Consider the following 12,685-nt stretch of genomic DNA (forward strand, 5'->3'; position numbering starts at 1 on the left):
GGAAACCGTATCCTTACTCCAGATTCAGATGCCGGTGAAGCATCCGAATGGTGATGCAGTAGAGGATCGCGCCATAAATGGCGGAGATCAGAATACTGCCCCACATAAAGCCGTGGATGGCGGTGGCTGGGGTCAGAGAATTGAGCCAGCCATCCATGGAATCCAGCATGGGGACCCCCGCAAAGAGGAGCATACCGGAGACAATCTGGGTCACCACCTGGATGGCGAAAAAGAAGGCCACAGACAGCAACATTTTATGTTGGGCAAAGCTATGGCCGATGGCCAGAGGCGTGTAAAACTCCAGGCAGGCGACCACACAGAACACCAAAAAGAGGAGCAGGCACTCCACCAGGAAGGCCACGCCGTTGCCCACATAGTAGGCGTTCCACTGGTCCGCAATCTCCTGGAAGACCCTACCCAGCTCCCAGAACATCTCCACATTCGCCACCAGGGCCAGCAGGGACAGGACATCCACCACAACCGCCCCCAGGAACCAGACGGCGGAGACAATCAGCTTTGACCACACCAGGGTATGGGTGGACACCGGCAGGGTGAACATCACGTATCCCTCGTCCGCCATTAGATTGCTCCGGAACCGGAGGATGGCCAGGATCACCGCCACCACAAAGGTGGCAATCAGCGCCAGGACAAACCCAAAAATAATGATCCCGGACAGCAGGGCCAGGAAGTTGCGGCCCAGCATCCCGTCAAAGGTCACCATCTCGGCCCACAATGCGGTGGCGCGGGTGAGCACCGCCAGCAGAACGGTAATCAAATACAGGGGAATCATCACCCGGGCTGTGGCCCGGAACTCATGTTTCAACAGTTTTCTCAGCATTTGTATACCTCCCGGAACAGCGCGTCCACGCTCATGCCCTTCTCCTCCCGGATGGCGTCCACCGAGGACTGGAGGAGAATCTGCCCCCGGTCAATGAAGAGCACCTCATCCAGCACCTTCTCCACATCCGCGATCAGGTGGGTGGAGATGATCACCGAGGCCTCAGGGTTGTAGTTGCGGATGATAGTGTCCAAAATATAGTCCCGGGCCGCCGGGTCCACCCCGCCGATGGGCTCATCCAGCAGGTAGAGCTTGGCCTGGCGGCTCATGGCCAGGATCAGCTGCACCTTTTCCCGGGTGCCCTTGGACATGTGCTTCATCCGCTGCTTGGCGGAGATCTCCAGCCGGTCCAGCATCTCCTCGCTGCGCTCCCGCTGGAAATCCGCATAAAAATCCTCATAAAAGTCCTGCAGCTGCTTCACGGTCATCCAAAGGGGAAGGCTGGTCCGCTCGGGAAGATAGGAGACCATGGCGTGGCTCTCCTTCCCCGGCGCCCTTCCGTTGATCCAAAGCTCCCCCGCCGTGGGGACCAGCAGGCCGTTGGCCAGCTTAATCAAGGTCGTCTTTCCGCTGCCGTTGGGGCCCAGCAGACCCACAATCCGGCCCGGTTCAATGGTAAAGCTGATTCCGTCCAGGGCGGTCACCGCCCCGAAGCGTTTGCTCAGCCCTTTACACTCCAGAATGCTCATGGTGTCCCTTCTCTCCTTCCGTCTGTACAAATGTGACGATCTCTCCCAGCTGGAACCCCAGCTGGTACATTCCCTCTAAAAAGTCCTTCACCTGGTTCCGGGCCAGGGACTCCCGCAGGCGCCGAATCCGCTCCCCGTCCTCGGTGACAAACCGGCCCGCGGTGCGCTGGCTGTAAACCAGCTCCTCTCGTTCCATCTCCATCATGGCCCGCTGCATGGTGTTGGGGTTTACCCCTGCCTCCGCGGCCAGGTCCCGCACCGAGGGAAGCCGCTCCCCCGGCAGCAGGGCGCCGCTGACAATCCTCTGCTGGATCTGGGCAATCAGCTGGGTATAGATGGGGATGTCATTGCGAAACTGCCACGCCATATCCATCCCTCCTTGGTGGTGTTCATCTGTGTCGCTGTACTGTTGTACTGCACGAATAATACAATAACACATTTTCTCCATTTGTCAAGCCCCTTTTTCAAAAAAAGTGAAAAGAATCAGGCGGGAAGATTGTCCTGCCTGTCCCCCGCCCCTGAACTCCCTTCCGCCGCCCGGTCTCCCAGGGCCGCGGCAAAATTTATCCTTGCAATCCTTTATTTACAATAGTATAATAGATAGCCGTTGAATTAGCGTCCGTTTGAATTTTCGATAGATATGAGGTGCGAACCTGTGCAGAACGAATCACTGAGAAACATCGCCATCATCGCCCACGTGGACCATGGCAAGACCACCCTGGTGGACGAGATGCTCAAGCAGGGCGGCGCCTTCCGGGAGAACCAGGAAGTGAAGGACCGGGTCATGGACTCCGGGGACCTGGAGCGGGAGCGCGGCATTACCATTCTGGCCAAAAACACCGCCATCCAATACGGCGATGTGAAGATCAATATTGTAGACACCCCGGGCCACGCTGACTTCGGCGGCGAGGTGGAGCGGATTCTGAAAATGGTCAACGGCGTCATCCTCCTGGTGGACGCCGCCGAAGGGCCCATGCCCCAGACCCGCTTCGTCCTCTCCCGTGCCCTGGACCTGGGCCATCGGGTGATCGTGGTCATCAACAAGATTGACCGCCCCGACCAGCGCATCCACGAGGTCATGGACGAGGTGCTGGAGCTGCTGCTGGACCTGGACGCCACAGAGGAGCAGCTGGACTCCCCCATGCTCTTCTGTTCCGCCCGCCAGGGCATCTGTTCCCGGGACCCCGACGTGTTGGGGACCGACCTGCAGCCCCTGTTTGAGACCATTCTCAGCTATATCCCCGCCCCGGAGGCGGAGGCGGACAAGCCCTTCCAGATGCTGGTCTCCTCCATTGACTACAACGAGTTCGTCGGCCGCATCGCCATCGGCCGCATTGAGCAGGGCACCATCAAGCAGAACCAGGAGATCACCGTCTGCAACTACCACGACCCCGGCCAGAGCCGCAAGGCCAAGGCGGTGAGCCTCTACCAGTTCGAGGGTCTGGCCCGGGCGCCGGTCACCGAGGCCGCCGCCGGCAACATCATCGCCATGTCCGGCATCGGGGACATCACCATCGGGGACACCATCTGCGCCGCCGGCCTGGCCGAGCCCCTGCCCTTTGTGAAAATCTCCGCCCCCACCATGGAGATGACCTTCTCGGTCAACGACTCCCCCTTCGCCGGCAAGGAGGGCAAATACGTCACCTCCCGGAACCTGCGGGACCGGCTCATGCGGGAGACCTTAAAGGACGTCTCCCTGCGGGTCAGCGACACCGACTCCACCGAGGCCTTCAACGTGGCCGGCCGGGGAGAGATGCACCTGTCCATCCTCATTGAGACCATGCGCCGGGAGGGCTATGAGTTCCAGGTCTCTCCCCCCCGGGTCCTCTACCAGGAGATCGACGGGGTGAAGTGCGAGCCCATGGAGCGCCTGGTGGTGGACGTGCCCGCCGACGCGGTGGGGGCGGTCATTGAGAAGATGGGCTCCCGGAAGGGAGACCTGCTGGAGATGACCCCGGTGGGTACCCGGATGAAGATTGAGTTCCTGGTCCCCGCCCGGGGCCTGTTCGGCTACCGCAACGAATTCCTCACCGACACCCGGGGAGAGGGGATCATGGCCTCTGTCTTCGACTCCTACGCCCCCTATAAGGGGGATTTGAGCCGCCGGAGCTCTGGCAGCCTCATCGCCTTTGAAACCGGCGAGTCGGTCACCTACGGCCTCTGGGCCGCCCAGGAGCGAGGCGCCCTGTTCATCGGCCCCGGCGTCCCGGTCTACGGGGGCATGGTGGTGGGGGAAACCCCCAAGAGCGAGGACATCACCGTGAACGTCTGCCGAAAGAAGCAGCTGACCAACATGCGGGCCTCGGGCTCCGACGAGGCCCTCCGCCTGGTGCCGCCCCGGAACCTGAGCCTGGAGCAGTGCCTGGAGTTTCTGGCCGATGACGAGCTGCTGGAGGTCACCCCGGAAAACCTCCGCCTTCGCAAGCGGATTCTCAACCACGAAATCCGTATGAAGGCCCTGAAGGGGAACAAAAAATATCAGAACCTATAACAAGAAACCGGCGCTGTGGACTGCACAGCGCCGGTCTTTTTGTGTGGTATCTGTTGTGTCTTAGGACTCACCCAGCATGACTGCATAGACTTGGGCAGCATTCCCGCCCCGCTTCTCCTGTACCTCCGGGGTGTTGTAGCCCACGGGAATCCCGTAGCTGGTGCACACCTTCACCCCGGCATCATAGGCCGCCTCTTCCGTGTCCTGCTCAGGGTTGGCGGTCTGCCAGTCCGTATAGACCTTCTTGTGGGTGTTGCGCAGCTCATAGCTGATGGTGATCCCCTCCGCCTCCTGGACCTGGGCCAGGGTGATGGTGTCCGCCCCGTCCGCCGCTTCCAGATAGTTTTCCAGCAGGCGCTTGATCCGGTTGTAGGAGGTCCACTGCATGCAGCCCAGGCCGAAGCAGCTTCCCCGGCCGTTGGCCCCCGCAGGACCCAGCTCCAGGACCATGGCATAGACCTCCTGGAGGGAGATGCCCTCATAGATCAGCCGGTAGGAATACTTGTCCCGGTAGTCGTAATTCTCATCCATGTACACCAGATAGTCGGGCTCGGCGTCGGGGTTGGAGAGATAGGCCGAGCTTTCAAAGCGGCCGCAGTCCCCCTCCTCTATGATGTTGCCCAAAAGCCCGGCCACAAAGGCGGGGGCAAACCCATCGTCCAGCAGAACCTGGGCCATGGCCGCCAGGGTATCCCTTTTCCGCAGGGAGGAATTCTGGAGGTTTCGCACCATCTCCTGGTGGCTCACCGGGCCATCGGGCATCACCGTCTCGCAGAACCGGGTGAGGATCACCGCCACCTGGGCCCGGGTGGCACTGCCCCGGGGGCTTAACGTGGTGTCCGTGGTGCCGGTGATCAGCCCCGCCCCGCAGGCCCAGGCCAGCGCCTGGGTGGCATAGTCGCTCACCTGCGCCGCGTCCTGGTAGAGCCCCAGATCAGTCCAGGCGGACACGTCCCATCCCTGGTCCTGGGCATAGCGGTAAAAGATCACCGCCAGCTGCTCCCGGGTGATGGGGGAATTGGGGGAAAAAGTGGTGGCGCTGGTGCCGTTGACAATGTCCCGGGACGCCGCCCAAGCCACCGCCTTGGCGTACCAGGCCCCGGCGGCCACGTCGGTAAACTGGCTGGCCGTTCCGCTGGCCGGTTCTCCTGTCAGACGGTAGAGCACCGTCACAATCATTCCCCGGGTGGTGGTGTTGTTGGGGGAAAAGGTGGTGCTGTCTGTGCCGCCCATCAGGTTGTTCTCATAAACATACTGCACCGCGTCGCCGGCCCAGTGCCCCTGGGGCACGTCGGTGAAGGGATGCTCTCCCGCCGCCAGGGCCGTGCCGGAGAAAAGCGTCAGGGCCAGGCAGAGGGCCAGGGCCGCGCTTACCATTCGTTTTCTCATACTGCGTAGTCCTTTCTTCCGTATGATGCCTGATTATACCAGAATTCTTCCCTGCTGAAAAGGGGAAAAACGGTCTGTTTTGCAAGGAGTTCCGCCGCCAACTGCAAAAGCCCCCGCCAGGGGGCGGGGGCTTACTGCGCCGTAGCTGCTTCAGGGCAGTGGCTCAAAAGCAATGGGGTCTCGCTCCGAGATATATTCCCGGTATTCCTCGGCAGAAATGACGGTGCTTCCTCCGTCAGAAGTGTGAATCTCATAGTATATTTGGGAGTAATCCTCCGAGTGGTTCGTCCCAATGCTCTGTTCCATTTGCAGGCTGCCATTGTTGAGCGTGTAATAGCCATAATTTGAAATGGCAGTTGTCCCTACATAGTAGGGGCGCAGATCGGTGAACACAAGCGACTGATATTGGGGGGAATACATCAGTTCCCCGTAACAGGTTTCGACTTGTTTAGGCGCGTTGCTTTCCGATGTCCCATCTGCCAAAGGTACAATGACCACCTGTTTAGTGCGTGCATCATATGTGAAGACTGAGAAATTATAGAAATCATCGTAGAACGTGTCAAAGTAATTTCCCTGAAGAATGAGCTCTTTCATTCCGTCTTGGTTCAGATCCAGCAGCGCATACTCCGTGGGCTGATAAAACCAGTCATCCAGATAGTCCGTGTAGCCCTGCTCAGCCAAAAACCGTTGGTAGGCCTGCTTCCAGCCCGTGTCCGGCACCGCCTGGCCGGTGCGGGTGACGGAAAAGCGGGTGGGAGACTGACCGGACAAGACCTCGCCCTGTAAGGTTCCCTCCAGGTCCAACAGCCGGTAACCGGAGGGCTTCTCCACCCACTGGTCCGCGTCAAAACGGAAGGCCCCCTGATCGGTCACAGTCACATCCATCGTATAGGAGCCCTCTTTGGCATTGGTCCGGCCGGGGAGATTGTAAAAGTCAAAAAGGGCGCGGTAACCGCCGTTTTCCTCATAGACGGTCAGAGTCAGGCCCGTCTCCCCCTGGGAGGCGAAGTAGGAGCCCTCGTAGACGCCCACCAGGTCCTCCAAAGTTGTCTTTTCTGGAGAAATGATTTCTTCCAGCGTCACATCCTCTCGGTACAGTGCCTTAACCTCGCTGTTATATCCCCAAGTGTCGGCACTTCCATGCTTTTCCTTCGCATACTCCAATGCCTGAGAAATCGTATAATATGATCCCTGCTCTGTGCGTTGGGTCAGTCCTTCCGCAAAGGAGTACAGCATCTTGAAATTATAGATTTGACGCACAGTACGGGTGTTGCCTAAAATGACCTCGGCCCCTTTATCCCAGATACTCTCCGCCAACCGACGGTCTGCAAAGCTTTGGCAGGTTCCCAAGTAGATCAGGCTACCCGCAAAGGCATCCTGGGGCATGTACTTTTCAAAAAAGATAGGAGAAATATAAAACTGGCCGTTCTGGTTCACCAACAGCGCCTCATCCCCAAACTCCTGGGCATAGAGCAGAATCGTTGACTGGTCCCACTTCTTCGTCCCCAAAAAGAGAACGGAACCTAAACGATCCACATAGTTTCCGTGCCCTGACCACAGGATAATGCTGTGCTGGGGAAGGTTTTTTAGGGTATCTACTGAAACTGCATCTCCATCATAATTGTGTTGATAGGTCAGCGTTGGTCCAAAGCTGTCCTCCAGATCTTCTGCTGCTTGGTCGGGCCCTTTCCCTCCTGCTAACAGATAAGACGCATACATCTCTCCAGGAAATGGCTCCAGGGTAATGATTTCCATTCCCTCCTGTCCGCCGGCCATCATCCCTTCCTCCGGTGGTGCATAGAGGAAGCCCAACCATCCTCCCACTTTCATATAAACACACGTGTCGTTGACCTCATAGTTGGTTACGGTTCCTTGGTTTTGTAGCTGCTCTGCATAGGCAGCAACTTCCTGCAGCAACGGTTCTAACTTTTCTCGGGGAACAACCCCATCCGTATTTTCGTATTTCCTCTCGATCTGACGGGTTTCTGCCGCAACCGTCTCATAGGCTTCTATGGCTGCTTCCTCCGGAGATTGGGGGCTCGCATTGACGGTTTGCTCCAACCGCATAAAAATCGTCGCGGCCTCCGCCCGGTTGGCGGTGCGCTGGGGCTGGAAGGTGCCGTCCTCATACCCGGCCAGGATGCCCGTCTGGCGCATGAGCTCCACCCCCGCCTCGGCCCAGTCAGACACGGCATTCCGATCCGTGAAGGGAGCCGCCGGGTCCCCGGTCTCGGGCAGGGGGAGGTCGGCGCTGTCTACATAGCGGGCGATCATGGTAGCCATCTGCTCCCGGGTCACAGGGCTATTGGGGGAAAAACAGCCGTTTCCTGTGCCATCCACAATTCCTTCCCCAGCGGCCCAGGCCACATAGGCACTATACCACCGGCCTGCCGGCACATCGGCAAACCCACTCTCGCCACTCTCCTCCTCCGCGCCGGCCATCCGGCCCAGGATGGTGACAAACATAGCCCGGGTCAGACTGCCGCCGGGCTGGAACATTGTGGCGCTCACCCCATTCATCAGGTCATTTTCATAGACATAGCCCACCGCCTCGTTGGCCCAATGGCTCTGGGGAACATCGGTAAAGGGGTGCTGTCCCGCCGCCAGGGCCGTGCCCGACAACAGGGTCAGCATCATGCACAGCGCCAGGGCTGCGGAAATCACTCGTCTCTTCATAAACCTCTCTCCTCCCTCGAGCGATATAATGATGTTTAATTATACCAAAATTTCAACAGAATATAAAGCACTTTTCTCTTCCTCTTACAGATTTTCTGCACCAAAAAGGGGTGTCCTGTTTTGCAGGTATGTTAAAGTGCAAAAGCACCTGCTCTTTTTGTCACACCAAGGTTTTTTCGAAATTTCGCTTTACTTTCCCCCCGCCCAGTGGTATACTACAAGATACGTGCGTACTGCACGCAATCTACCCTGACTTAGTCCCGGGAGTACCGCCTGGTTTCAGGGCCACACCCGCCCGTCACTCAGTCAGAGGCAAACTTTGGAAAGGTGGAAATAAACCATGATTCGCAAGGACGAAAAGACCGCCGTTATTGAGGCAAACCGCACCCATCCCACGGACACCGGCTCCCCTGAGGTTCAGATCGCCATCCTCACCGCCCGGATTCAGGAGCTCACCGAGCACCTGAAGGTCCACATCCACGACAACCACAGCCGCCGCGGCCTGCTGAAAATGGTCGGTAAGCGCCGCAAGATGCTGGACTATCTGGCCAAGAAGGACATTGAGCGCTATCGTGCGATCATTGCCAAGCTGGGCATCCGTAAATAATTCCGTCTGCGACAGGGGCGGTGTGGCCAAAACCGCACCGCCCCTTTTTCCCAACCCCCGCGCGGAGAGCTCCCCGCCCTATTTTAGCGTTTGAACGTATGCCCGAGGCTCGGACATGCCTTCAAGTGCTAAATCAGGCGCAGGCTCTCCGGCCCATTTTATGATACCTGCGAAAGGAGTCTGCAACCATGTCAACCATTATCACCAAGAAGCAATTCAACAACCACATTTACAAGACCGAGATTGCCGGCCGCCCCTTCTCCCTGGAGTTTGGAAAGGTGGCTGAGCTGGCCAACGCCTCCGCCATGGTCCGCTACGGCGACACCTCCGTGCTGGTGGCGGTCACCGCCGCCCCCCGGCCCAGAGACGGGGTGGATTTCTTCCCCCTGTCCGTGGACTTTGAGGAAAAGCTGTACGCCGTGGGCCGGATTCCCGGCTCCTTTATGCGCCGGGAGGGGCAGCCCTCTCTGCCCGCCGTGCTGGCCAGCCGGGTCATTGACCGCTCCATCCGTCCCCTCTTCCCTGGAGACTTCCGCAACGACGTGGTGGTCACCTGCACCGTGATGAGCGTGGACCGGGACTGCTCTCCCGAGGCCGCGGCCATGGTGGGCGTGTCCGCCTGCCTGGCGGTGTCCAACATCCCCTGGGGCGGCCCCATCGGCTGCCTGGAGGTGGGCTATGTGGATGGTCAGATCGTCATGAACCCCAACCAGGCGCAGAAGCACGCCTCCAAGCTGGACCTCACCGTGGCCGCCACCGGCGCCAAGGTGGTGATGATCGAGGCCGGGGCCGACCAGCTCCCCGACGAGATCATGTATGAGGCCATCGTGAAGGCTCACGAGGAGATCAAGGCCCAGGTGGACTTTATCAACGCCATTGTGGCCGAGATCGGCAAGGAGAAGATGACCTACGACCACGCCGACTTCGACCAGGAGCTCTTTGACAAGATCGTGGCCGCCACCATGGACGAAGCCAAGGCCGCCATGGACACCGACGACAAAAATGTCCGGGAGGAGCGCTGGAACGCCCTCATCGACCACTGGCACGAACTCTTCCTGGAGGAGTATCCCGAGATGGATCAGTACCTGGAAGAGATCACCTATAAATTCCAGAAGAAGATTGTCAAAGCCTGGCTCCTCCAGGGGCACCGGGTGGATGGCCGTCAGAAGAACGAGATCCGTCCCCTGGCCGCTGAGGTGGGCGTGCTGCCCCGGGTCCACGGCTCGGCCCTCTTCACCCGGGGGCAGACCCAGGTCCTGTCCGTGGCAACCCTGAACACCCTCTCCGCCTGCCAGAAGCTGGACACCATCTGGGAGGAAGAGGAAAAACGCTATATGCACCACTACAACTTCCCCGCCTACTCCGTGGGTGAGGCCCGGGGCGCCCGCAGCGTCAACCGCCGGGAAAAGGGCCACGGCGCCCTGGCGGAACGGGCTCTGGACCCGGTGATCCCCTCGGTGGAGGAGTTCCCCTACGCCATCCGGGTGGTCTCTGAGGTGGTTTCCTCCAACGGCTCCACCTCCCAGGGCTCCATCTGCGGCTCCACCCTGGCCCTCATGGACGCGGGTGTGCCCATCAAGGCCCCGGTGGCCGGCATCTCCTGCGGCCTGATCCAGGACGACGACGGGTCCTTCACCACCTTCATCGACATCCAGGGCGTGGAGGACTTCCACGGGGAGATGGACTTCAAGGTGGCCGGCACCAAGGACGGGATCACCGCCATCCAGATGGATATTAAGAACGACGGCCTCTCCCACGCCATCATCAAGGAGGCTCTGGACATCACCGGCGACGCCCGGAAGGCCATTCTGGACGAGATCATGCTCCCCTGCATCCCCGCTCCCCGGCCCGAGGTCAGCCAATACGCCCCCAAGATGCTCACCATGAAGATTGACCCCGATAAGATCCGGGAAGTCATCGGCTCCGGCGGCAAGGTGATCCAGAAGATCACCGCTGAGTCCGGCGCCAAGATCGACATTGAGGACGACGGTACCATCTATATCTCCGCGGAAAATGCCGCCTGCTGTGACGCGGCCAAGAAAATGATTGACACCATCGTCTTTGTCCCCGAGGTGGGAATGCTGTACTACGGCAAAGTGGTTCGCATCCTGAACTTCGGCGCCTTTGTGGAACTGGCCCCCGGCAAGGACGGCATGGTCCACATCTCCAAGCTGGCTGAGCGCCGGGTGGAAAAGGTGGAGGACGTGGTGAACATCGGCGACATGGTGTGGGTGAAAGTCACCGACATCGACGAAAAGGGCCGGGTGAACCTCTCCCTCCGGGACGCCCAGCGGGAAATCGCCGCCATGGAAGCCCGGGACGCCAAAAAACATCAAAATTGATGGGAGCACAAGTCCCATGAATCAGCTCTGGAAGGCCGCTGGCGCGGCGGCATGGGGTGCCGCCGCGCTGGGCGGCCTCCAGCCGTTTCTGGGCCCGGAGGCGGCAGAACAGCTCCACACCCTCTGTCCCGGGGCCCAGACCGTGCTGGTGGGGGCCTTTCCCTACTACGCCGGCCAGGCCCCCGGCAATCTCTCCCTCTACTGCCGGGGGGAGGACTACCACCTGGTCCTGGGCCGGCGGCTGGAGCAGGTCTGCGCCGGGCTCCGGGCCCGCCATCCCAGCCATACCTTTGTGGCCGGGGCGGACAACTCCCCCGTGCCGGAACTGGCCGCGGCGGAGCTGGCCGGCGTGGGCTGCCGGGGCCGCCACGGGCTGCGGATCGTCCCCCCCTACGGCTCCTATGTCTTCTTAGGCACCATTCTCACCGACCTGGTCCTCCCCTCCACCGGTCCGTCCGCGGAGACCCTCTGCCCGCCCCACTGCCGGGCCTGTCAAGCGGCCTGCCCCACCGGCGCCCTGACGGAGCAGGGGTGTGAGGTCACCCGCTGCCTGTCCGACCTGACCCAGCGCAAGGGCCCGCTCCCCCCCGAAGCCGCCGAACAGGTACGCCGCAGCCCCACGGTCTGGGGCTGTGACCTGTGCCAAAAGGCCTGTCCCCACAACCAGGCCGCCGCCCTGACCCCTCTGCCAGAGTTCCGGGAGGACCTGCTCTGCTCCCTTACCCTGGCGGAGCTGGAGCCCCTCAGCAACAAGGCTTTCCGGCGGCAGTATGCCCGCCGGGCGTTTTCCTGGCGGGGGATTGGGCCATTGCGCCGGAACCTGGCCCTCAAGGAGGAGACAGCGCCAGCCGAAGAGGAGGACCGCCCCTCCTCTTGAGACCGCCGCTTTCCCGGTCAGCTTCTCCCAGGACGTCTTTTCCGTGTATATCCGCCTGGGATTCCGCCCAAACTATGGGAAACGGAAACGAGGTGGTTTTTTGCAAGTGCGTGACATTATGAACCCCCATGTGGTGTCCATTGATCCCACGGAGAGCGCCGCCCTGGCGGCCCGGCTGCTGGCCCGGCACAACGTGGGGTCCCTGCCGGTGTGCGGGTCTGGGGGGCAGCTCCAGGGGATGGTGACGGACCGGGACATTGTGCTGCGGTGCGTGGCCGCCGAGGAGGACCCCCGGTCGGTGCCGGTGCGCAGCATCATGTCCCGGCGGCCCGCCGTTGTCACCCCGGAGGACGACGTGCGCCAGGCCGCCCGCCTGATGTCCAGCCAGCAGGTCCGCCGCCTGCCGGTGGTGGACAAGGACCGGGTGGTGGGGGTGGTCTCCCTGGGGGACCTGGCCAAGTGCGGCCGCTATGAGATGGAGATTTCCCGGGCCCTTACCGACATCTCCGAGAACATCCGTCAGCCCTGAACCGGGGCCGCGGGGGAAAACAACAGTCCCTCCCGCGGCCCCGGTTTCCTTACGCCTGCTCCACCAGGGTACGGATCTTACAGGCCTGGTCCCAGGCCTCCCTGGCGTGCTCCCAGAACAACTGCTGGAGGCAGGGGTCCGTGGTGGTCTCCGTGCCGGTGAGATAGGCGGCCATGGTGGCCTGCTCCTGGGCAAACCGCCGGCGGAGAGTCCCTAAGTACGAAGTCACCGGCGGGCACTTCTCCCC

At 60.7% G+C, this 12,685-nt stretch carries 11 protein-coding genes; 5 read left to right on the forward strand and 6 right to left on the reverse strand.

Annotated elements, in window-relative coordinates; genetic code table 11:
• Positions 1-13: 13 nt before the first annotated feature.
• Genes DV520_RS09095 through DV520_RS09105 form a run of 3 tightly spaced genes read right to left on the reverse strand, consistent with a single transcriptional unit; the run spans position 14 to position 1,894 of the window.
• Positions 14-838, reverse strand: coding sequence for a hypothetical protein (locus DV520_RS09095; protein ID WP_021920377.1), 825 nt, complete (start codon positions 836-838; stop codon positions 14-16).
• A complete protein-coding gene (locus DV520_RS09100) occupies positions 832-1,527 on the reverse strand; it encodes an ABC transporter ATP-binding protein (RefSeq protein ID WP_021920376.1) in 696 nt (231 codons plus the stop codon). The genes DV520_RS09095 and DV520_RS09100 overlap by 7 nt, the downstream gene beginning before the upstream one ends.
• Positions 1,508-1,894: a GntR family transcriptional regulator gene (locus DV520_RS09105; protein WP_021920375.1), complete on the reverse strand. Its 387-nt coding sequence runs from the start codon at positions 1,892-1,894 to the stop codon at positions 1,508-1,510. The genes DV520_RS09100 and DV520_RS09105 overlap by 20 nt, the downstream gene beginning before the upstream one ends.
• A gap of 288 nt (positions 1,895-2,182) precedes the next feature.
• Here DV520_RS09105 and typA point away from each other — a divergent pair, with 288 nt between their 5' ends.
• Positions 2,183-4,018, forward strand: coding sequence for a translational GTPase TypA (typA, locus tag DV520_RS09110; RefSeq protein ID WP_021920374.1), 1,836 nt, complete (start codon positions 2,183-2,185; stop codon positions 4,016-4,018).
• A 60-nt stretch (positions 4,019-4,078) separates the two neighbouring features.
• Here typA and DV520_RS09115 read toward each other — a convergent pair whose 3' ends face one another.
• Complete coding sequence (locus DV520_RS09115; protein ID WP_117142515.1) at positions 4,079-5,407, reverse strand: phage tail tip lysozyme; 1,329 nt, start codon at positions 5,405-5,407, stop codon at positions 4,079-4,081.
• A gap of 150 nt (positions 5,408-5,557) precedes the next feature.
• Positions 5,558-8,083, reverse strand: a complete 2,526-nt coding sequence (locus DV520_RS09120) for an S-layer homology domain-containing protein (protein WP_117142516.1) — start codon at positions 8,081-8,083, stop codon at positions 5,558-5,560.
• 340 nt (positions 8,084-8,423) lie between these two features.
• Here DV520_RS09120 and rpsO point away from each other — a divergent pair, with 340 nt between their 5' ends.
• From rpsO to DV520_RS09140, 4 genes are all read left to right on the forward strand, one after another.
• A complete protein-coding gene (rpsO, locus tag DV520_RS09125; RefSeq protein ID WP_021920371.1) occupies positions 8,424-8,690 on the forward strand; it encodes a 30S ribosomal protein S15 in 267 nt (88 codons plus the stop codon).
• Between the two features lie 188 nt (positions 8,691-8,878).
• Positions 8,879-11,032, forward strand: a complete 2,154-nt coding sequence (locus DV520_RS09130) for a polyribonucleotide nucleotidyltransferase (RefSeq protein ID WP_021920370.1) — start codon at positions 8,879-8,881, stop codon at positions 11,030-11,032.
• A 16-nt stretch (positions 11,033-11,048) separates the two neighbouring features.
• Positions 11,049-11,909, forward strand: a complete 861-nt coding sequence (locus tag DV520_RS09135; protein WP_117142517.1) for an epoxyqueuosine reductase — start codon at positions 11,049-11,051, stop codon at positions 11,907-11,909.
• A 106-nt stretch (positions 11,910-12,015) separates the two neighbouring features.
• Positions 12,016-12,438, forward strand: a complete 423-nt coding sequence (locus DV520_RS09140) for a CBS domain-containing protein (RefSeq protein ID WP_021918791.1) — start codon at positions 12,016-12,018, stop codon at positions 12,436-12,438.
• A gap of 49 nt (positions 12,439-12,487) precedes the next feature.
• Here DV520_RS09140 and DV520_RS12335 read toward each other — a convergent pair.
• On the reverse strand, positions 12,488-12,685 hold a 198-nt coding region (locus DV520_RS12335; protein ID WP_165850081.1), incomplete at its 5' end, for a hypothetical protein.

The sequence above is a fragment of the Evtepia gabavorous genome (assembly GCF_003425665.1).
Taxonomy (GTDB): domain Bacteria; phylum Bacillota; class Clostridia; order Oscillospirales; family Oscillospiraceae; genus Evtepia; species Evtepia gabavorous.